Source organism: Stutzerimonas stutzeri, from assembly GCF_002890915.1.
Lineage (GTDB): Bacteria > Pseudomonadota > Gammaproteobacteria > Pseudomonadales > Pseudomonadaceae > Stutzerimonas > Stutzerimonas stutzeri_AF.
Map to the genome: position 1 here is coordinate 22,789 of NZ_POUT01000010.1, position 19,010 is coordinate 41,798.

At 67.6% G+C, this 19,010-nt stretch carries 20 protein-coding genes; 6 read left to right on the top strand and 14 right to left on the bottom strand.

The window, feature by feature from the left end:
* Positions 1–2 precede the first annotated feature (2 nt).
* On the top strand, positions 3–644 hold the full coding sequence (ureG, locus tag CXK94_RS17015) for an urease accessory protein UreG (RefSeq protein ID WP_102895224.1): 642 nt from the start codon (positions 3–5) through the stop codon (positions 642–644).
* Positions 641–1,486, top strand: coding sequence for an urease accessory protein UreD (locus tag CXK94_RS17020; protein ID WP_102895225.1), 846 nt, complete (start codon positions 641–643; stop codon positions 1,484–1,486). The genes ureG and CXK94_RS17020 overlap by 4 nt, the downstream gene beginning before the upstream one ends.
* A 42-nt stretch (positions 1,487–1,528) precedes the next feature.
* Here CXK94_RS17020 and nikR read toward each other — a convergent pair whose 3' ends face one another.
* The 10 genes from nikR to CXK94_RS17075 all read right to left on the bottom strand — a co-directional run bounded on the left by nikR (position 1,529) and on the right by CXK94_RS17075 (position 10,498).
* Positions 1,529–1,999, bottom strand: a complete 471-nt coding sequence (gene nikR / locus CXK94_RS17025) for a nickel-responsive transcriptional regulator NikR (RefSeq protein ID WP_102895226.1) — start codon at positions 1,997–1,999, stop codon at positions 1,529–1,531.
* Between the two features lie 15 nt (positions 2,000–2,014).
* Positions 2,015–2,641: an energy-coupling factor ABC transporter ATP-binding protein gene (locus CXK94_RS17030; protein WP_102895227.1), complete on the bottom strand. Its 627-nt coding sequence runs from the start codon at positions 2,639–2,641 to the stop codon at positions 2,015–2,017.
* Complete coding sequence (locus tag CXK94_RS17035) at positions 2,629–3,291, bottom strand: energy-coupling factor transporter transmembrane component T family protein (RefSeq protein WP_102895228.1); 663 nt, start codon at positions 3,289–3,291, stop codon at positions 2,629–2,631. Before CXK94_RS17035 ends, CXK94_RS17030 begins: the two co-directional genes overlap by 13 nt.
* Positions 3,288–3,902: a cobalt transporter CbiM gene (gene cbiM, locus CXK94_RS17040; protein WP_102895229.1), complete on the bottom strand. Its 615-nt coding sequence runs from the start codon at positions 3,900–3,902 to the stop codon at positions 3,288–3,290. Before cbiM ends, CXK94_RS17035 begins: the two co-directional genes overlap by 4 nt.
* Positions 3,902–4,390: a carboxypeptidase regulatory-like domain-containing protein gene (locus tag CXK94_RS17045; protein ID WP_146032314.1), complete on the bottom strand. Its 489-nt coding sequence runs from the start codon at positions 4,388–4,390 to the stop codon at positions 3,902–3,904. The genes cbiM and CXK94_RS17045 overlap by 1 nt, the downstream gene beginning before the upstream one ends.
* Positions 4,383–5,099, bottom strand: coding sequence for a DUF4198 domain-containing protein (locus CXK94_RS17050; RefSeq protein ID WP_102895231.1), 717 nt, complete (start codon positions 5,097–5,099; stop codon positions 4,383–4,385). Before CXK94_RS17050 ends, CXK94_RS17045 begins: the two co-directional genes overlap by 8 nt.
* A 15-nt stretch (positions 5,100–5,114) precedes the next feature.
* Complete coding sequence (locus CXK94_RS17055; RefSeq protein WP_102895232.1) at positions 5,115–7,154, bottom strand: TonB-dependent receptor; 2,040 nt, start codon at positions 7,152–7,154, stop codon at positions 5,115–5,117.
* A 686-nt stretch (positions 7,155–7,840) separates the two neighbouring features.
* Entirely contained in the window at positions 7,841–8,815 is a 975-nt protein-coding gene (locus CXK94_RS17065) for a TAXI family TRAP transporter solute-binding subunit (protein WP_102895233.1), read from the bottom strand.
* 62 nt (positions 8,816–8,877) lie between these two features.
* Positions 8,878–9,231 carry a RidA family protein gene (locus tag CXK94_RS17070; protein ID WP_102895234.1) on the bottom strand — a complete coding sequence of 118 codons (354 nt, stop codon included), beginning with the start codon at positions 9,229–9,231 and terminating at the stop codon, positions 8,878–8,880.
* Between the two features lie 22 nt (positions 9,232–9,253).
* A complete protein-coding gene (locus tag CXK94_RS17075) occupies positions 9,254–10,498 on the bottom strand; it encodes a D-amino acid dehydrogenase (RefSeq protein ID WP_102895235.1) in 1,245 nt (414 codons plus the stop codon).
* 130 nt (positions 10,499–10,628) lie between these two features.
* Here CXK94_RS17075 and CXK94_RS17080 point away from each other — a divergent pair, with 130 nt between their 5' ends.
* Both CXK94_RS17080 and zapE read left to right on the top strand, forming a co-directional pair.
* Positions 10,629–11,525 carry a LysR substrate-binding domain-containing protein gene (locus CXK94_RS17080; protein ID WP_102895236.1) on the top strand — a complete coding sequence of 299 codons (897 nt, stop codon included), beginning with the start codon at positions 10,629–10,631 and terminating at the stop codon, positions 11,523–11,525.
* 69 nt (positions 11,526–11,594) lie between these two features.
* On the top strand, positions 11,595–12,698 hold the full coding sequence (gene zapE / locus CXK94_RS17085) for a cell division protein ZapE (RefSeq protein WP_037037426.1): 1,104 nt from the start codon (positions 11,595–11,597) through the stop codon (positions 12,696–12,698).
* A 3-nt stretch (positions 12,699–12,701) separates the two neighbouring features.
* Here zapE and CXK94_RS17090 read toward each other — a convergent pair whose 3' ends face one another.
* Positions 12,702–13,001 carry a peptidylprolyl isomerase gene (locus CXK94_RS17090; protein WP_371257573.1) on the bottom strand — a complete coding sequence of 100 codons (300 nt, stop codon included), beginning with the start codon at positions 12,999–13,001 and terminating at the stop codon, positions 12,702–12,704.
* A 33-nt stretch (positions 13,002–13,034) separates the two neighbouring features.
* Complete coding sequence (locus CXK94_RS17095) at positions 13,035–13,952, bottom strand: LysR family transcriptional regulator (protein WP_037037431.1); 918 nt, start codon at positions 13,950–13,952, stop codon at positions 13,035–13,037.
* A 141-nt stretch (positions 13,953–14,093) separates the two neighbouring features.
* Here CXK94_RS17095 and CXK94_RS17100 point away from each other — a divergent pair, with 141 nt between their 5' ends.
* Positions 14,094–15,320 (top strand): acyl-CoA dehydrogenase, encoded by a 1,227-nt coding sequence (locus tag CXK94_RS17100; protein ID WP_037037434.1) that lies wholly within the window; start codon positions 14,094–14,096, stop codon positions 15,318–15,320.
* A 470-nt stretch (positions 15,321–15,790) separates the two neighbouring features.
* Here the strand turns inward: CXK94_RS17100 and CXK94_RS17105 are convergent, their stop codons facing one another.
* Positions 15,791–17,167 (bottom strand): phosphate ABC transporter substrate-binding/OmpA family protein, encoded by a 1,377-nt coding sequence (locus CXK94_RS17105; RefSeq protein WP_102895237.1) that lies wholly within the window; start codon positions 17,165–17,167, stop codon positions 15,791–15,793.
* Positions 17,168–17,289: 122 nt separating this feature from the next.
* Positions 17,290–18,102 (bottom strand): exodeoxyribonuclease III, encoded by an 813-nt coding sequence (gene xthA, locus CXK94_RS17110; RefSeq protein ID WP_102895238.1) that lies wholly within the window; start codon positions 18,100–18,102, stop codon positions 17,290–17,292.
* 267 nt (positions 18,103–18,369) lie between these two features.
* Between xthA and CXK94_RS17115 the strand changes: the two genes are divergently transcribed.
* Positions 18,370–19,005, top strand: coding sequence for a GNAT family N-acetyltransferase (locus CXK94_RS17115; protein WP_037040120.1), 636 nt, complete (start codon positions 18,370–18,372; stop codon positions 19,003–19,005).
* Positions 19,006–19,010: the final 5 nt, after the last annotated feature.

Here is a 19,010-nt window from a genome sequence, read left to right on the forward strand (position 1 = left end):
TCATGCATTCATCGACCGCACCGGCCTGCGTCCATCCGGGGGCCGCCCGCGTCGGCATCGGCGGCCCGGTAGGGTCGGGCAAGACCCGCCTGCTGGAACAGTTGATTCCACGCTTCATTGCCCGCGGCACGCAACTGGCCGTGATCACCAACGACCTGGCGACCCGAGAGGACGCCGAGCGCGTCCAGCGCAGCGGCCTGATCGACCCGCGACGGGTACGCGCGGTGGAGACCGGCGCCTGCCCGCACACCGCGATCCGCGAGGACCCGACGCTGAACCTGCAGACCGCCGACGAGCTGGAGGCGCTGTATCCGGATCTGGACCTGATTCTCATCGAGTCCGGCGGCGACAACCTGGCCTCGACCTTCTCGCTGGATCTGGTCGACTATTGGCTCTTCGTCATCGACGTCGCCGGTGGCGACGACATTCCACGAAAGCGGGGGCCCGGCGTGCTCGGCTGCGACCTGCTGGTGGTCAACAAGTACGACCTGGCGCCCCATGTCGGGGTCGATCTGGCGCGCATGCGCCACGAATCCGCTCTGGCGCGTGGAGAGCGGCCGGTGCTGTTCACCAACTGCGCCAGTGGCGACGGCGTCGAGGCGGTGGTCGAAGCCATCGCCCAATCCGTGTTGTTCGATCGATGATGACGTCCGCACTCTGGTCCTGCGAATCGTCCGAGCAGGCGCGGCTGTCGTTCGCCCGGGCGCCGGATGGTACCAGCTACATTGCCCGTCAGCAGGTCGGCTATCCGTTCCATCTTGGTCGCAACCTGCGGCTGCCCGGCGATCCGCCTGGAATGGCCGCGGCCTATCTGCAGTCGTGTTCAGGCGGCGTTTTCGCCGGCGAGGACCTCGGCCTGCTCCTGCATGCGGGAGCAGGCGCCCAGGCTCACCTGAGCACAGGGGCGGCGACCATCGCCCACGCCATGCGCGAGCGTCCTGCGCGCCAGCGCGTGCGACTCGAGGCCGAGTCCGGCGCGCTGCTGGAATACCTGCCGCTGGCGACCATCCTGTTTCCCGGCGCGCGCCTGCACAGCCGGATCGAGGCGGTGCTGCATCCGGGCGCACGGATGCTGCTCAGCGATGCCTTCTGTGCGCATGCGCCGGAGGGCGAGGGCGGGGTGTTCGGCTGGTACCGCGCCGACCTCGACGTGCGCACGGTGGATGGCCGCTTGTTGGCCGCCGACCGGCTGTACGTCGAGGGCGCGGATTTCCAGCGCGGCCTGCCCGGTATCAGCGACGGCGTGCGTGTACTCGGTACCTTCCTGTCGCTCGGCGAGGGGCCGCCGCCGTGCGCTGCGCTGCGTGCCGCGCTGGAGGGGATCGACGGGCTGTACGCCGGTGTCAGTGTGCTGCCCGGCGATTGCGGGGCGATGGTGCGCCTGGCCGCAGTCGGCGCGCCCGAGCTGCGCCGGGGCCTGCATGCGGCCTGGGCAGCGATGCGCCTGGAGTTCACCGGCAGGGCACCGGCGATGCGGCGCAGGTAGGGCGGTCGCAGCAACAGACCCTAGATGCAGATGCTCGCGCTTCTAGTCCACCGGGCGGAAGTGCCGGTGGCTGGCCGAAAGGCCTCGCACGTGGCGGTGCTCGGCACCGTCCTCGGTCAGCGACACCAGGTTGAGATGGCCGTGGCGGACTCCGCTTTCCGCCATGATGCGCTCGGCCAGCTGGCGCACCAGCCGGGTCGGTCCGCGCAGGATCGAGCAGGCCAGGCAGTGCTCATGGTCAAGATACGACTGCAGGGTCGACACGCTCAGGTCGTGGTGGGCGTGATGATGGCGGGCGAGGCGTTCGGCGAGCTCGCGTTCCTGGTGGTTGTAGACGTAGCTGAGGCTGGCGACGCAATGCGCGCTGGCGTCGCGGCGTTGCCGCGAGCGTTCCAGTTCGGCGCGCAGCAGGTCGCGCATGGCTTCCGAGCGGTTGCGGTAGCCGCGCTCCGCGATCAGCGCGTCGAAGGCTTCGGCCAGTTCGGCCTCCAGCGAGATGGTGATGCGTTCCATCGGGCATCCTCTTGTTCACAACGACAGGGTACGGGTGCCGAGCCGGTGGACCAGCTCCTGGTCATGGCTGGCGACCAGCATCGGCAGTCCGGTTTCCAACAGGCAGGCCAGCAGGCGCGCGCAGGCGTTCTCGTCGAGTCCGCTGCTGGGTTCGTCGAGCAGCAGCATGCGGGGTTTCATGGCCAGCACCCCAGCCAACGCCACCAGGCGCTGTTCTCCACCGGAAAGCTGCTGTACCGGGCGTTCGGCCAGCCGTTCGAGGCCAAGCGCGGTGAGCGTTTCCAGCGCCAGCGCATGCGCCGCTCGGTGCTCCAGGCCCTGGTTGAGGGGGCCGAAGGCGACGTCCTCGAGCGCCGTCGGGCCGAACAGCTGGTCCGCCGGGTCCTGGAACAGCAGACCCAGCGGGCCGCGCAGGGGGATGAAGTCGGCCTCGCTGCGCCGCTCGCGTCCGAACACCTGCAGGCTGCCTTCGTGCACCGGCACGAAACCGAGCAAAGCGTGCAGCAGGCTGGTCTTGCCGCGACCGCTGGCGCCGAGCAGGCAGAGGCGTTCGCCGGCCTCCAGGCTGAAGTCTGGCGGGCTCAGCAGGCGGTCCGCGGAACGCGCCAGACGCAGCCCGCGGGTTTCGATCAGCGTGAGCATGGGCGTTCTTCCAAGGATGTGGCGGGTCGTTTGGCGCGACCGGTCAGGCGCTGGATGCCGAAACCCCGTGCGCGCAGCGCCAGGTCGACTCGTTCTGCACGCAGCAGGGCATGGACCAGGATGAGCGCGACCTGCAGCGCCAGCACTTCGCAGGTACGCCGGTCGCAGCGCGGCCGGAAGCCCCGCGCCTGCATGGCCCGCTGCAGGCGCGCGCGGGTGTCGTGCATCAGCGTCAGGTAGCGCACGGTCAGGGCCAGCAAGCGTGCGAGGCGTGGCGGCAGGCCCAGGCGCGCCGCCGCCGCGGCCACGGCGAAACCGTCCAGGCCAGCGAGCAGTGCAATGCACAGCAGGCCGGCGGCGTTGCCGCGCAGGCTGATGTGCACGGCGGCTTCGACGCCTTCGGTACTCAGCCGCAACCCTTCGGCGTCGAGCTGCCAGGGCAGGCTGAGCCAGACGCAGCCGACGAACAGGTTGAGCGTCGCCCAGCGGCGCAGCAGCACCCCGGTCGGCGCCTGGCGCAGCAGCAGGGCGAGCAGCAACGCCACGCCGCCCAGCGCACAGGCGGCAAGCAGTTCGGCGGTGTCCGTCAACAAGGCGATGCCCAGGCTGCCGAGCAGGGCCGACAGCAGGCGCCAGGCTGCGCCGTTCATGGCCGTCTTTCCTGCAACAGTGCCGGCGACATGCGCCAGAGCAACCCCAGAACGAGCGCGCCGATCAGCGAATCGACGACGATCACCGGCAGGTGGGCGACCAGCAGCAGGCCGATCAACTGGTCGAACAGCCGTCCACCGCTCAGCGCCAGCAGCAGGCTGGCGATCGCCGCGGCGCCGCCGACGCCGATCAGACCGCAACCGATGCCGATGCCGAACAGCCGGCGCGGGCCTGGCGTACCGCGCAACAGCGGCCCCAGCAGCAGATGACAGAGTATCGCCGGCAGCGCCATGCACAGCAGGTTGGCGCCGAGCACCAGGAAACCGCCGAACGAGAACAGCGCGGCCTGCAGCAGCAGGGCGACGAAGAACAACGGGAAAACGCCCCAGCCGAGCAGCAGACCGGCCAGGCCGTTGAGCACCAGGTGTACGCTGCCCACGCCCACCGGTACGTGCACGGTGCTGGCGACGAAGAAGGCGGCGCCGAGCAGCGCGGCGAGCGGCATGCGCGCATCGTCCAGACGCCGCAGGCCGAACAGCAGCCCACCGGCCGACAGCACCGTGCAGCCGACCAGCAGCGGGGTGGCGAGCACGCCCTCGGCGATATGCATCAGCGCCTCCCCTCGGCGCTGCCGCGCCGGCTTCGCCACAAGGCCCAGAGTCCGAAAATACCGAGCAGGTAGCCAAGCCCGCCCAGCACGTCGCGCCACCAGAGCCGCTGCTCCAGGCGGCCGATATCCTCGCGCAGCAGGAGCAGCGTCTCGTGGTTCGCGCCGGCCGCCGGTACGTCGCTGGCCAACGCCGTGGCGCGATGGCCTTCCTCGCCCTCGGCGACCACGCGTATCCGGGAAACCGCTGGCACCTGCAGCTCGAAGCGTCCGGCGGTATCGGTCTTGCCCTCGGCGAGACTGCCGGATCGGCCGTCGGCGTCCAGGGCCTCGACAAAAATGCCGGCGGCGGGCGTGCGGTCGCTGTACAGCGCGATGCCGGTGAGCCGCTCGCCGCTCCGCTGGGCCAGCACGTCCAGGCCGTGGGCGTGCAGGAAGGGAGAGCCGGCCAGCAACAACAGACCGGCGAGGAGGCGGCAGCGATCATTCATCGGCATGGAACACCAGGCTGTATTCGGTACTGAGTTCGGTGAGGCGCGGATCATCGCTCACCGCCAGTCGCTGCCCGGCCCAGATACGGTTGCTGCCCGGGCGAACCACCAGGCTGGCGCGGCCATTGGCATCGCTGCGGGCCAGCTCGCCTTCCTCGTCGAAGGCCAGGGCGATGCCGGCGGCCGGACGGCCGTCGATCAGCACCTGCAGTTCGAGCGGCTGCCCGGCCCTGGGCTTGCGGTCCGCCAGCGGCACCAGCTCGAAGGCCTGGCCCAGGGGCCGGCTGGCCTGTGCGTTCCAGTGCAGGATGCTCTTGTGGTGCTTCACGGCCCGCACGCCGCTGACCGCGCCGGGCACTTGGTCCATCGGCCGGTTCTCGCTGCGGCCGCTGTCCAGCCTGCTCCAGTAGCCGTTGTCGAAGAACAGCGTCATCAGCGCCGCATCGCCCTCGGGGACGAGGCGTACGCCATCGGCGCGGTCGTGGCGCACGACGCCGAGTTCGGCGCCCTGGCGATCGTAGGCATGGACCTGCTGGAGTTTTTCCGCTGGATAGTCTTCCAGCACGCCGGCGTGGCCGCCGAAGCGCACGACATGGCCGGGGCCCTGCGGATTGGCTTCCAGCCAGACGCTGTGGGCCAGGGCGGCACGGCTGCCGAGCAGCGCCAGCAGCGTGGCGAAAGCCAGGATGAGCGGTGTGGGGCGGAACATGGAACTCTCCTCTGATCAGAAACTGGCCTGGACGCCCAGGCTCACGCGGCGCGGCGCACCGCTGGCATAGCCGATGGTGGACACCGCGGCGGCATAGACCTCGTCGGTCAGGTTTTCCACGGCCAGGTAGGTGCGCACGCCGGGGGCGAAGGCGAGGGTGTGGGCGATGCTGAGATCGGCCACGTGATAGCTGCCGGTGATCTGCCGGTTGGCCGCGTCGAGAGCGTAGTCGCCGATCTGCCGCCAGGTCAGGCTGCCTTCCCAGTCGGCGACCGGGCGCCAGTTGGCGGTGAGCGTGGTGGTATGGCTGGGCACGCCGGTCACGCGATTGCCTTCCAGGGCCGGGTCGGCGTTGCGACGAATTTCCGACTGCGCGGTGGCCCAGGCCAGCGACAGGTCGAAGGAATCGCTGAGATACCAGTGCCCGGCGGCTTCGAAGCCGGTACGCCGGGTTTCGCCGAAGTTCTCGTATTCGCCGGCCGGATTTTCGCCGATCTCGTCGGTGGAATCGATGCGGTAGAGCGCCAGGTCCAGGCTCAGGTCGCCCCAGACGAGGTTGGCACCCACTTCGGTCTGGCGGAACACGTTGGGGTCGACGCGCGCGGTGCCGAGGGAATACTTGGCGGTCTCCTCGGCCAGGGCGAAACCTTCCGCCCAGCTGGCGCGCAGTTCGAGCCAGTCGGCGGGCCGCGAGCGCAGGCTGAACTTGGGGCTGGCATGGCTGACCGGCGCCAGTCGCGCGCATTCGCCACCGACGGTTTCCGCGCCCTGGATGGCGCAATCGCCGGTGAAACGGTCCCAGCGCCAGCCCAGCGTCGGCGTGAACAGCGGGTCGATCTGCCATTCGAGCTCGCCGAAGGCGGCCAGGTTGTTGAGCGTGAAGCGCCGGTCCAGGTTGGGCGTAGCGTTGCGCTGGCGATAGTGGATGCCGTCGTGCTTCAGGTAATCGGTGCGCTCGCGATAGCTTTCCACTCCGGCGACCCAGTTCAGTGGGCGTTCGGCCAGGCTGCCCTGACCGTTGAGGTTGAAGCCGCCGCCGAGCACGGCGCGGTCGTAGGTCTCCTCGCGCTGGCTCCAGGTGCCGGCGACCGGGCGGGTGAACCAGCGGCTGAAGTCCTGGCGGGTGGTGTAGAGGAACGAGAGCAGCTTGAGGTCGTCGGCGAGGCGGTAGTTGGCATCCAGACGCAGGCTCCGGTAGTCCTTTTCCGAGCCGTCGTTCTGCACGCCGGCGTATTTGCCATAGGGATCGCGCTTGTATTCGGCGTAGGGCAGGTAGGACGGATTGTCGGCCTCGGCCTGGTGCACGCGGGTCGACAGGGCGACTTCCAGCGCCGGGCTGAAATCGATCGCCCAACGCCCGGCGAAGGTCTGCCGCTCGCTCTGCGACTGGTTGCGGAAGCCGTCGTCGTGCACCGCCTGGGCGGCCAGGTTGATCCGCTGGTTGCCGTTGTATTCGAAGCCGGCGGCGGCCTGCAGGTCGACCTTGCCGTATTCGCCGGCGGAGAGGTCCAGCTCACGGTAGTCACCGCCGCGCCGTGTCTGCAGGGTGACGCTGCCGGCGCGGTTGTAGTTACCGTAGAGCGCCGAGACGGGGCCGCGCAGGACCTTGATGCGCTCCAGTTCCAGCGGAACGATCAGGTTCAGGTCCGCATAGCCGTCGGCGTGGGACATCGCTTCGTTGAGCGGGATGCCATCGACGATGAAGCCGATGTCGCCGCCGTGCCCGCCATTGCCGAAGCCGCGCAGCGAGATGTTGTCGGCCACGCCCGGGAGGCCGAGGTCGCGCACGTTCATCCCCGGCACCTTGCGCAGCAGGTCCTGTACCTGGTCGACGTGCTCCTGGCGGATCTCGTTGGCCTCGATCAGGGTGGTGGAATAAGCCTTGTCGGTGGCCTGTTGCATGGCCGAGCCCTTGACGGTCAGGGAATCGAGCAGCAGCGGTGCAGGTGTACCGACGGCGAAGGCCGCGCATGGGAAAAATACCAGGCCGGCTAGCTGGACGAATGGCGGACACGCGCGCGAATGCGTCTTCAGGATAGGAAATGGGGTAGGCATGGGAAGCTCCAGGCGATTGATGGATCGTCGGGCCTGCTGTGCCCGCTACGGCGGGACTTCGTTGTCACCGCCGCTCATCGTCCAGAGTGCTTCAGGCATGCCGGGATGACTGGCGCCTGACAACGCAATAGAACAGTCCCTAGGCCGAAGCGTCGGGTGTGAAGAAAATAGCAATCTTCATACCAGCCATGATCTGCGACGGTTCCGAGCGGAAAACGCCGGTTTTTCCCATTTCTTTGCCTTATTTTGGTGCGCTTTCCGGGTTGAGCGCATCGATAGAGGGCGGCAGGCCCGAGGTGGATCGGATACAGAGCGCGTTATGCGCACCACCGGTGCTTCGCTGTATTGCCACCTCAACCGTGACGTATCGTAGGTACAAGGTTGATTGAGCCTGCGAAGCCCAACGCGCTCCAATTACGCTAGGGTCTGTTCCCGCTTCATTCGCGGCCGCGCCGGAGCCTGTTTTACCGCGAGGCAAGGCACGAGATGCGAAGTTTAGTCGTCTAAATGAGCCATCGAGTAACGCCGCATCGCGGTAAAACAGGCCCGGCCCTTCGGGTTGCGCGGGAAATAGTCCCCGCTGTCGTTGCAGGACTTGGCAAGGGAATGACCATTACCTGCGTCCTGCGCCTAACCGGGGGCTATTTCTCGCAGCAACGCGGCTCGCGATGAAACGGGAACAGACCCTAGAGCCAGCCTTTTTCCTTGTAGTAGCGCTCGGCGCCTTCGTGCAGCGGTGCGGTCAGGCCGACGCGGATCATGTCCTCGGCCTGCAGCTCGGCGAAGGCCGGGTGCAGGCGCTTGAAGCGCTCGAGGTTGTCGAATACCGACTTGACCAGCTGGTACACCACCTCCGGGTCGGTTTTCGCGGTGGTGGCCAGCACCGCCTTGCCGCCGATGGAGGGCACCGGCGCGTCCACGCCCGGGTAGAGCCCGGCGGGGATCTCGGCGGCGGTGTAGTAGTCGGCACCCTTGAGGAACGCGTCGATCTGCGGGCCGCTGACCGGGATCAGCGTGGCTTGCACGTTGGTCAGCGCCTCCTGGATGGCGCCGCTGGGGTGGCCGACCACATAGGTGATGGCGTCGAGGTTGTTGTCGCCCAGCGCGGAGGCCATCTCCGCCGGCTTCAGTTCGCCGGCCAGGGCGAAGTCGGCATTGGTCCAGCCCTTGGCCTTCATGACTTCGTCGAAGGTATCGCGGCTGCCGGAGCCGGGCACGCCGATGTTCACCCGCTTGCCCTTGAGGTCGTCGAAGGTTGCGATGCCGCTGTCGTGCCGGGCGACGACGGTGAGAATCTCGGTCTGCAGCGAGAACACCGCGCGCAGCTCTCCGATCGGCCCGCCCTTGTCGAACGGGGCCAGCCCGTTCAGCGCCTTGTGCTGGTGGTCGGACTGGATGAAGCCGAATTCGAACTCGCCGTTCTGCAGCGAGACGATATTGGTCACGCTGCCGGCGGTGGAGGGCGCGTTGCACTTGATCGCCGGCTGCGTCTCGGCGCGATTGAGGAAGCGGCACACCGACTGCCCGGCGGTGTAGTAGACGCCGGTCTGGCCGCCGGTGCCGATGGTCACGAAGCGCTCCTGGGCCATGCCGGTGGTGGCGCCCAGGGCGCCGGCGAGGAGGGTGCAGCCAAGCAGGCCGACACGTGTTTTCTTGTTCATTGTTGTTCCTCTTGCGTGTGGTTGGGTGAAACGGGGTGCATCCAGGGCGCAGCAGCCGGCGATCAGCTGGCGGCTGCGATCACCATGATCTCCACGCGCACGTCCGCCGAGGCGAGCCGCGCCTCGACGGTGGCCCGCGCGGGGGCGCAGCCTGCGGGCAGCCAGGCGCTCCAGATGGCGTTCATCGCGGCGAAGTCGGCCTCGATGTCCTTCAGCCAGATCTGCGCGCTGAGCAGCCGGGTGCGATCGGAGCCGCTTGCGGCGAGCAGCGCATCGATTTTGTCCAGCACCTGGCGGGTCTGCCCGCTGGCGTCCTGGGTACGGTCGTCGGGTACCTGGCCGGAAAGGAATACCAGATTGGCGAACGTTACCGCAGCGGACATGCGTTCGTTCGGGGCGATGCGTTGCAAGGACATGGTTCTTCTCCTCGTCGGGGGTTCAGGAAGCAAGCACCAGGCCATCCAGCGCCACGGCTGGATGCTGGCCATCGATCAGGTCGCAGAGCAGGTCGGCGCTGCCGCAGGCCAGGGTGAAACCGAGGCTGCCGTGGCCGACGTTGAGCCAGAGATTGCCCATGCCGCAGGCGCCCAGCAGTGGCGTGCCCTCGGGCGTTGCAGGGCGCAGTCCGGCCCATTGCGTGGCTTGGCGATAATCGCCCGCAGCGGGAAAGGTCTCGCTGGCCAGACGCTGCAGCATGGCGATGCGCCGGCGGTCGAGGCTGGCATCCCAGCCACCGATGTCGACCATGGCGGCGACCCGCAGCCGATCGCCGAGGCGCGCGTAGACCACCTTGTTGTCGTAGTCGGTCACGTTGGTTTCGGGGATGCTGGCATGGCTGTGCAGCGGCAGGGTCAGGCTGTAGCCCTTGAGCGGGTAGATCGGCAGCTCGATGCCCAGCGGTCGCAGCAGCGCCACGCTGGCGGCTCCGGCGGCGATCACCAGATGATCCAGCGGCAACTCCTGCTCGCCGAGGGTCAACGAACGAATCCTGCCGTCTTCGCGGCGCAGCCGCCTGGCCGCCTGGCCGCAATGCAGGCGAAAGTTCGCCGATCGTTCGAGGCGCTGCAGCAGCCGCTTGCAGAACAGATGGCAGTCGGCGACTTCGTCGCCGGGGGAGTAGATGCCACCTTGCAGCCTGTCGATCAGCGGCAGCAGGGCGGGCTCGACCAGGCCGCAGCCGCGGGCATCGAGCAGCTGCTGGTCGGCGCTGGCATCGATCCCGGCCGCGGCCTTGTCCAGGTGCGCCCGGTCGCGGTAGATCACCAGCTTGCCGTTGGCGCGCCAGGCGAAGTCATCCAGCCCGTCCTGCTCGCGCCAGTCCCGCAGCACCTGCTGGCTGTGCAGCGCCAGGCGCAGCAGGTGCGCGGCGTTGCGGCGGTTGGTCGAGCGGCGACAGGCGAGCAGGAAACGCAGGCACCAGCGCCACTGGCGCAGGCTCATCGTCGGCCGGAAACGCAGCGGCGCCTCGTCGCCGCGCAGCATCCAGGCCAGGGCCTGCAGCGGCACGCCGGTATCGGCCAGCGGCGAGACGTAGCGATAGCTCAGTTGGCCGCCATTGGCGAAGCTGGTTTCCAGCGCCACCTGGTCGCGCTGCTCGATCAGGTCCACCCGATGGCCCTGGCGGACCAGCGCATAGGCCGTGGTGAGGCCGATCACGCCGGCACCGATTACCGCAACTCGCATCGCTTCGCTCCCTGAAAGGTGATGCCGGAAGCCTAGGGCGAATGCGGCCGGGGCGGCCAATGAAAGGATGGAGGCAAGCCATAACCCGGGGTTATGCTCTGGCGGGTCGAAACCCCAACAGACCCTAGCCATGCGTCTTCGCCATATCGAACTGTTCCAGGCCATTCTGCAGACCGGCAGCCTGACGGCGGCCGCGCAGTTGCTGCACATCTCGCAGCCGGCGGCGAGCAAGATCCTCAAGCATGCCGAGCAGCAACTGGGCTTCGCCCTGTTCAGCCGGGTTCGCGGCAAGCTGCAGCCCACCGCCGAGGCGCGCATCCTGCAACAGGAAACCGAGCGCCTGGCGGCCGACCTGCAGAACCTGCGACGCCTGGCGGACAACCTCGGGCGTGGCGAGGAGCGTGCGTTGCGCCTGATCTGCACGCCGGCGCTGGCCCAGGCGCTGCTGCCGGAAGCGCTGCGGCGCTGGCGCGGCCGCTTCGCCAACACGCCCTGCCAGATGGCCACCCAGCACACCGCCGAGATCGTCGAGGCGCTGCTGCTGCGCGAAGCGGACCTGGGGCTGACGCTGCAGGCCGTCGAGCATCCGGGCCTGAGCAGCCAGCTGCTGGCGCAAGGGCAGATGACGGTGATCGCGCCGGCTGGTTGGTGGCCGGCCGACAGGCTGTCGCAACCGCTGCGGCTGCCGGAACTGGCCGGTGCGCCGCTGATCGGCCTGGATACCCGCGATGCGCTGGGCGGCCTGCTGCGCGGGCATCTGGAGGAGCTCGATCCACCGCCGCGCATCGATACCTGGGTGCAGACCTACCAGCTGGCGTGTTCCCTGGTCGCCGCCGGGCAGGGGCTGGCACTGGTCGATCCGCTTACGGCGGCGGCGGGCGGGAGCACGGTCGAGCAGCGCCCGCTGGAACCATCGATACCGGTGCGGCTGTATGCGCTGACACGTGCCCAGGAGGCGCCGTCGACCGCGCAGCTGGCGTTGCTGGAACAGGTGCGCGAGCAGGCCGGGCAACTGATGGGCGATTGATGCTCCTGCTGCCGCTTCCGGCGAGGCTGCGTTACCATCGCGGGCCGTTTCTTCAACCAGCCGGTCGCCATGGAACATCCATCCCCCTTCGCCCTGTACGAGCAAGCCGTCGACCGTGAGGGCTTCGTCAGCGATGCCGCCCAGCTGCGCGCGGTGGAGCTGCTGCAGCATTGCCACGACGCGCTGCGGCAGGAGGCGGTACCGGCCGGCATCTACCTGTGGGGGCCGGTGGGACGCGGCAAGACCTGGTTGATGGATATGTTCCATGCGAGCGTGCCGGTTCCCGCGCGCCGACAACACTTCCATCACTTCATGCGCTGGGTGCACATGCGCCTGTTCCAGCTCAGCGGCACCGCCGACCCGTTGCAGGCGCTGGCCCGGGAGCTTGGCGAGGAGATCCGCGTGCTGTGCTTCGACGAGCTGTTCGTCGGCGATATCGGCGATGCGATCATCCTCGGCCGCCTGTTCCGGGTGATGTTCGAGCAGGGCGTGGTGATCGTCGCCACCTCCAACCAGCCGCCGGAGCAGCTGTATGCCGATGGCTTCAATCGCGAGCGCTTCCTGCCGGCCATCGAGGCCATCGAGCAGCACATGCAGGTGGTCAACGTGGACGGCGGCGCGGATCATCGCCTGCGCCCCGGTGCCGTGCTGCAGCGCTACTGGGTGCGTGCCCCCGGCAGCCCCAGCGTTCTGCCGGAGCTGTTCGAGGCATTGGCCGAAGGCGCCGCCAGCGACGAACCGGCAACGCTCGGCCGACGTCCCTTGCCGGTGCTGCGCCGCAGCGAGTCGGTGCTCTGGTGTCGCTTCGCCGACCTGTGCGAGCAACCCTTCAGCGCGCTGGATTTCATCGAGTTGTGCGACCGCTTCCGAGCGATCCTGATCGACGACGTGCCGAAACTGGGCAGCGCGCAAAAGGACGGCCGCATCGCCCGTGGCACCGAGGATGCCGCCGCGCGGGTGGCGGCGGGGGACCGCGAGCTGCCCCGGCTCGCCGCCCGCGACGACGGTGTGCGGCGCTTCATCGCGCTGGTGGACGAGTGCTACGACCGCCGTGTTCCGCTGTACATCGAGGCGCAGGTGGCGCTGGACGAGCTCTACACCGAGGGCTATCTGTCGTTTCCGTTCCGCCGTACCCTGAGCCGCCTGCGCGAGATGCAGTTGCAGCGCTTCTGAGCGTCAGTCGCGGTAGAACACCTGCACCAGGTGGTAGCCGAACTGGCTCTTCACCGGGCCGTGGATCTCCCGCAGCGGCTTCTTGAAGATCACCTGGTCGATGCTGCGCACCATCTGCCCCGGGCGAACCTCGCCGAGATCGCCGCCTTTCTTGCCGGATGGGCAGGTGGAGTACTTGCGCGCCAGCACGTCGAACGCCTCGCCGTTGGCCAGGCGTTTCTTCAGCTGCGCGGCTTCGGCTTCGGTCTTGACCAGGATGTGGCGGGCCATGGCTTTGGGCATCGGGTACTCCTCGGGGAACAGAGGCGGCGATTGTAGGGTAATGGCGGCTGAGTTCTAGTCGGTCTTGTCCTGCTGCGCGGTGACCTGCTGGGCGATCTCGATCATCTGTTCGCGCATCCAGCGGTTCGCCGGGTCCTGGTCGGTGCTTTCGTGCCAGTAGATGTGGGTTTCCAGCGGCGCGACGTCCACCGGCAGGTCGACCTGGTGCAGGTTGTGGCGGCGGGCGAAGCGTTCGGGAACGGTGACCACCATGTCAGTCTGCTCGATCACCTGGGTCGCCATCAGGTAGTGCTGCGAGCGCAGGGCGATCTTGCGCTGCAGGCCCATTTTGCCCAAGGCGAGGTCCACCAGGCCGAGGCCGCTGCGGCGGCTGGAAATATGAATGTGCGACAGCCCCAGGTACTGCTCCAGGCTCAGCTTGTCCTTGGCCAGCGGATGGCCACGGCGCATGGCGCAGATGTAGCGGTCTTCCAGCAGCTTGGCGTGGCGCACCTGCGGGTCGGTGTTGAGCGGGACGTCCATGGCGAAGTCCAGGCGGCCGGCGGCCAGTTCCTTGGTGGTCTCGCGGCGCTTGGCCAGCATGCTCTCGATCTTCACGTTCGGCGCCAGGCGGCGCAGGCGCTGGAACAGCGGCGGCAGCATCACCGCCTCGGTGAGGTCGGTCATGCTGATACGAAACACCTTGTTCGCCTGCGCCGGATTGAACGTCCGGCTTTCCTGCACGGACACGCGCAGCAGCTGCAGGGCGTTGCGCACCGGGCCGATGATGTTCTGCGCCATGGGCGTCGGCACCATGCCCTGCGCGGTGCGCACGAACAGCGGGTCGTTGAAGGTCTCGCGCAGGCGGGCCAGGGCATTGGACACGGCGGGTTGGGTGATGCCGACGATCTGCCCGGCGCGGGTCAGGTTGGCTTCGGTATAGATGGCATCGAAGACGATGAACAGATTCAGGTCGACCTTGTTCAGGTTCATTGTTGTGCTCTCCGGCATGTAACGGATGCGCCGATCATATATCGGTTATGAATGTTTATACACGAGGAAAATAGCTTAGATAAATCGAAAGCCGTCCTCTAGCATCCTTGCTTACATACACACCCGCAGAAGGTCGTCGCCATGAATTTCGCCTACTCCCCCAAGGTTCAAGAGCTGAGAGCGCGCGTGCAGGCGTTCATGGACGCTCATGTCTATCCGGCCGAAAAGGTCTTCTACCAGCAGGTCGCCGAAGGCGATCGCTGGCAGCCGACCGCGATCGTCGAAGAGCTCAAGGCCAGGGCCAAGGCAGAGGGGCTGTGGAACCTGTTCCTGCCGGAATCGGAACTGGGCGCCGGCCTGAGCAATACCGAATATGCGCCGCTGGCGGAGATCATGGGCAGCTCCGGCCTCGGCCCGGAAGCCTTCAACTGCTCCGCGCCGGATACCGGCAACATGGAGGTGCTGGTGCGCTACGGCAGCGAGGCGCAGAAGCGCCAGTGGCTGGAGCCGCTGCTGCGCGGGGAGATCCGTTCCGCCTTCGGCATGACCGAGCCGGCGGTGGCGTCCTCCGACGCCACCAACATGCAGGCGCGCGCCGTGCGCGAAGGGGACGAGTGGGTGATCAACGGTCGCAAGTGGTGGACGTCGGGCGCCTGCGATCCACGCTGCAAGGTGATGATCTTCATGGGTCTGACCAATCCGGATGCGCCGCGCCACCAGCAGCACTCGATGATCCTGGTGCCGATGGACGCGCCGGGGCTGAAGGTGTTGCGCCCGCTGCCGGTGTTCGGCTACGACGACGCGCCGCATGGCCATGCCGAAGTGCTGCTGGAAAACGTCCGCGTCCCCTACGAGAACGTCATCCTCGGCGAAGGCCGCGGCTTCGAGATCGCCCAGGGGCGTCTCGGCCCGGGCCGTATCCACCACTGCATGCGTTCCATCGGCGTCGCCGAGCGGGCGCTGAAGCTGCTGTGCGAACGCGCCGTCAGCCGTACCGCGTTCGGCAAGCCGCTGGCGCGGCTGGGCGGCAACCTCGACCATATCGCCCAGTCGCGCATCGAGATCAACATGGCGCGCCTGCTGACGCTCAATGCCGCCTACATGATGGACACCGTGGGCAACAAGATCGCCGCCAGCGAAATCGCGCAGATCAAGGTGGTGGCGCCGAACGTCGCGCTCAAGGTGATCGACCGCGCCATCCAGATCCATGGCGGCGCCGGGGTGTCCGAGGACTTCCCGCTGGCGCATTGGTACGCCATGCAGCGGACCCTGCGCCTGGCCGATGGTCCGGATGAGGTACACCTGGCTTCCATCGGCAAGCACGAGCTGGGCAAGTACGTGCCGCGGGACATGCTGCGCGGGCATTGATGAGCCAGAAGCCAGAAGCTTGAAGCCAAAAAGCATCGCCCCGAGGTCGGGCCTCCCACGAAGGCAGCCGGTGTACACCGAACCGGTGGGAGGCGCGCCCTCGCGGCGACTGCAGGCCGCAGGACTGCCCGGGGCTCAAAAGCATCGCCCCGAGGTCGGGCCTCCCACGAAGGCAGCCGGTGCACACCGAACCGGAGGGAGGCGCGCCCTCGCGGCGATTGCAGGCCGCAGGACTGCCCGAGGCTCAAAAGCATCGCCCCGAGGTCGGGGCTCCCACAAGAACAGCAAGCCCACGCCGAACCGGTGGGAGGCGCGCCCTCGCGGCGACTGCAGGCCGCAGGACTGCCCGAGGCTCAAAATCATCGCCTCGAGGTCGGGCCTCCCACGAAGGCAGCCGGTGCACACCGAACCGGTGGGAGGCGCGCCCTCGCGGCGATTGCAGGCCGCAAGGCCTGCCCGGAGCAGGGGGCTCAGTAAACCCAGATCTCGACGCGCCGGTTCTTCACCCGGCCGCTGCCCTGATCATTCGAAGCGACTGGAAGTTCTGATCCCATTCCATTGATTTCTCTAAAGAAAGCGCCGCGCTTGCTCAGCTCGCGGCGCACCGTCATGGCGCGCAGTTTGGACAGCAGGGCGGCACGCGTGGGGTCGCTCTTGGTGTCGCCGAAGCCGATCAAGGCCGCACTGCCGACGAGCTTGCCGTGGGCGCGCAGGTAATCCGCCACCCGGTCGAGATCGCGCTGGGCCTTGTTGTCCAGTTGCGCGGTGCCTTCCTCGAAACGGAAGTTGACCGTCAACCGCTGGGCCTCGCTGGCCAGACGCTGGTAGAACGCGGGCATGTCCGCCTGGGGCGCCTGCCTGACCACGTCGACGTGCTGCGCCACGTAGCCGGACTGCTCGACGATCTGCTGGCCGGTGCTGCTGTGGATGAACTCGATGTAGGCCTGGGTCCATGGGGTCTGGCCGCTCGGGCGCGCATAGAGGAACAGGCGACGGGACAACGGGTAGTCCTCGGTGGCGACCAGCGCGTTGAGCGGCAGCATCGGCTGCGACTTGCCATCGGCGATGGCCAGTGCCTTGGCCTTGCCCAGCGAGGCCAGCCCGGTGAAACCGATGGCGCCGCGATTCAGCGTCACCGCGCGCGACAGTGCGTCGTTGGATTCGTAGCGCCTGGCGCTATCGGAGAGGGTCTTGCCCTGGCGCGCCAGGACCAGCTCGTTGAACGTGTCCCAGGTGCCCGAGCGATTGTCGCGGGCATGCAGCTGGACCGCCAGGTCCGGCCCGCCCAGCTCGCGCCAGTTGCGAATCTCGCCGGCGAACAGCTCGGCCAGTTGGCCGGTGGTCAGCGATTGCACGGGGTTGTCCGGGTGGACCACGATGGCCAGGCCATCGATGGCGATCACCTGTTCCGCCTGGGCGCTGCGCATGTCGCCCAGTGCCACCAGCTCGGCGCGCTCGGCGGCCTTGATCGGGCGGGAAGCGGCGGCCAGGTCGCCATAGCCGTCCTTCAATCCGGCAAAACCGGTGCCGGTGCCGTGCGCGGCCACCGTGGCGTAGACGGGGCGGCCTTCCGGGGTACGGGCGCTGATGCGCTGCTCGTTTTCCACCTCGGTGGGCTGGGTGCGTACCTCCTGCAGGCCCTGGGCCTCGAACAGCCCGGCGATGAGCATCGGCGCGAGCTTGGCCCCCACGGTATTGGAGCCGTGAATGCGCAGCACCGGCGTGTCGTCGGCAGGTAGCGGGAGTGCGGCGAGGACCTGCGCGGGGATGCTGCAACCAGCCAAGCCGAGCAACAGCAGCCTCAGAACCCGGGCCCGGAACCTCTCTACGGTGATACGTGGCGACATCTCGCGACCTCCCTGTATGAAGGTCGCGAGATTAAGACGATTCGGTTACCGAAATATGACGGCGCGCCGTGCCCGTTGGTTATCGCGCCAGAATGCAAACTGGCGCAAGTTCGGCACGGGGATCAGGCCAGTTCGATCCACACCGGGCAATGATCGGACGGCTTCTCCATCGCACGGATATCGTAGTCGACGCCGCAATCGGTGACCCGTTCGTGCAGCGCCGCGGTGGTCAGGATGTAGTCGATGCGCAGGCCCCGGCGCGGCTCGTCCTCGAAGCCGCGGCTGCGGTAGTCGAACCAGCTGAAGCGGTCGACGACTTCCGGATTGAGGGTGCGAAAGCTGTCCTGCAGGCCCCAGCCCTTGAGCCTGCCGAGCCATTCGCGCTCTTCCGGCAGGAAGCTGCATTTGCCGGTGCGCAGCCAGCGCTTGGCGTTCGCCTCGCCGATGCCGATGTCGCAATCTTCCGGCGAGATGTTGAAATCGCCCATCACCGCCAGCGCCAGGTCCGGGCTGAACTGCTGTTCGAGCAGTGCCTGCAGGTCGGCGTAGAAACGGGTCTTGGCGGGGAACTTGACCGGGTGGGCGCGGCTTTCGCCTTGCGGGAAATAGCCGTTCATGACCGTCACCGGCTGGCCGTTGGCATCGGCGAAACGGCCCCAGATGAAACGCTTCTGCGACTCCTCGCCGTCGCCGGGGAAGCCCTTGTGGATTTCCAGCGGTGCCTGGCGCGAAAGCAGGGCGACGCCGTAGTGCCCCTTCTGGCCGTGGTAATGCACGTGGTAGCCGAGCGCCTCGATTTCCGCCCGGGGGAACTGCTCGTCGGCTACCTTGGTTTCCTGCAGGCCGATGATGTCCGGCTGGTGTTTTTCTATCAGCGCAGAAAGCTGATGAGGTCTTGCGCGTAACCCATTGATGTTGAAGGAAACGATTTTCATAAGATATCCATGCGTGTTGCCTGGGGGCGACGCTCGCAGGTGACGGTCCACCCGGGGCGTCAACCACTGCGCCGGCCTGCGGCGCCGGGAGTGGACGAAAGCCGTGATTCTAGTGACTCGCCGCCGTGCATACCAAGCGCGTTTCCGTAGCATGCTGGCTGCCGCCTGCTGCAGGGCCGCCATGCGGATGGAGAGGGCGCTCGTGGCGGGCTGGGCGGCCGGCTGCTAAGTTGCAATCATCCTTGCAAAAAACAGCCGAGAGTCGCCATGACGATACCTGCCGAGGTCCGTACGCTCGATAGCGGTTACGACCGCGAAACCCGCTCGTTGCTGTATCACGCCTATCGTCACGAACCCACCTTCGCTTACCTGTTCGAGGCGGATCGCCCTGGTTACGAACAGCGCGTGCGTGCGACCGTGCGCGAGCTGGTGAACCAGCATTTCCTGCAGCAGCAACCGGCGCTCGGCCTGCTGCAGGAGGACCGGCTGATCGCGGTCGCGCTGATCGCGCCACCGCAACGGCGGCTGGACATCACCGAGAGCTGGGCCTGGCGCGCGCGCATGCTGCTGACCGCCGGGTTTCGCTGTACGCGGCGCTATCTGGACTATCACGATGCGGTGCTGGCCTGCCTGCCGGCCGGGGCTGTCCATCTGCTGCCGCTGCTGGGCGTGCATCCGCAGTTCCAGGGCCAGCACTACGGCGAGCAGTTGCTGGCGGCGGTGCACGACTGGTGTGCCGAGGACGAGAGCTCCGAGGGCCTGGTGATCGATACCGGCAACCCGCGTTACCTGAATTTCTACCAGCGCCAGGGCTACCAGGAGATCGGCCAGGTGGCGGTCGGGCCGGTGGTCGAGCATGTGTTCTTCCACCCGGCACCGCGGCGCTTGGAGGCGACGCGCTAGGCGCG

Excerpts from the sequence above, each read along its gene's own strand:
- CXK94_RS17070 (WP_102895234.1), bottom strand. The coding sequence starts at position 9,231 with ATGTCCTTGCAACGCATCGCCCCGAACGAACGCATGTCCGCTGCGGTA.
- CXK94_RS17105 (WP_102895237.1), bottom strand. The coding sequence starts at position 17,167 with ATGTCGCCACGTATCACCGTAGAGAGGTTCCGGGCCCGGGTTCTGAGG.
- CXK94_RS17050 (WP_102895231.1), bottom strand. The coding sequence starts at position 5,099 with ATGTTCCGCCCCACACCGCTCATCCTGGCTTTCGCCACGCTGCTGGCG.
- CXK94_RS17035 (WP_102895228.1), bottom strand. The coding sequence starts at position 3,291 with ATGAACGGCGCAGCCTGGCGCCTGCTGTCGGCCCTGCTCGGCAGCCTG.
- nikR (WP_102895226.1), bottom strand. The coding sequence starts at position 1,999 with ATGGAACGCATCACCATCTCGCTGGAGGCCGAACTGGCCGAAGCCTTC.
- xthA (WP_102895238.1), bottom strand. The coding sequence starts at position 18,102 with ATGAAAATCGTTTCCTTCAACATCAATGGGTTACGCGCAAGACCTCAT.
- zapE (WP_037037426.1), top strand. The coding sequence starts at position 11,595 with ATGGAACATCCATCCCCCTTCGCCCTGTACGAGCAAGCCGTCGACCGT.
- CXK94_RS17065 (WP_102895233.1), bottom strand. The coding sequence starts at position 8,815 with ATGAACAAGAAAACACGTGTCGGCCTGCTTGGCTGCACCCTCCTCGCC.
- CXK94_RS17075 (WP_102895235.1), bottom strand. The coding sequence starts at position 10,498 with ATGCGAGTTGCGGTAATCGGTGCCGGCGTGATCGGCCTCACCACGGCC.
- CXK94_RS17020 (WP_102895225.1), top strand. The coding sequence starts at position 641 with ATGATGACGTCCGCACTCTGGTCCTGCGAATCGTCCGAGCAGGCGCGG.
- CXK94_RS17030 (WP_102895227.1), bottom strand. The coding sequence starts at position 2,641 with ATGCTCACGCTGATCGAAACCCGCGGGCTGCGTCTGGCGCGTTCCGCG.
- CXK94_RS17045 (WP_146032314.1), bottom strand. The coding sequence starts at position 4,390 with ATGAATGATCGCTGCCGCCTCCTCGCCGGTCTGTTGTTGCTGGCCGGC.
- CXK94_RS17055 (WP_102895232.1), bottom strand. The coding sequence starts at position 7,154 with ATGCCTACCCCATTTCCTATCCTGAAGACGCATTCGCGCGCGTGTCCG.
- ureG (WP_102895224.1), top strand. The coding sequence starts at position 3 with ATGCATTCATCGACCGCACCGGCCTGCGTCCATCCGGGGGCCGCCCGC.
- cbiM (WP_102895229.1), bottom strand. The coding sequence starts at position 3,902 with ATGCATATCGCCGAGGGCGTGCTCGCCACCCCGCTGCTGGTCGGCTGC.
- CXK94_RS17080 (WP_102895236.1), top strand. The coding sequence starts at position 10,629 with ATGCGTCTTCGCCATATCGAACTGTTCCAGGCCATTCTGCAGACCGGC.
- CXK94_RS17115 (WP_037040120.1), top strand. The coding sequence starts at position 18,370 with ATGACGATACCTGCCGAGGTCCGTACGCTCGATAGCGGTTACGACCGC.
- CXK94_RS17100 (WP_037037434.1), top strand. The coding sequence starts at position 14,094 with ATGAATTTCGCCTACTCCCCCAAGGTTCAAGAGCTGAGAGCGCGCGTG.
- CXK94_RS17095 (WP_037037431.1), bottom strand. The coding sequence starts at position 13,952 with ATGAACCTGAACAAGGTCGACCTGAATCTGTTCATCGTCTTCGATGCC.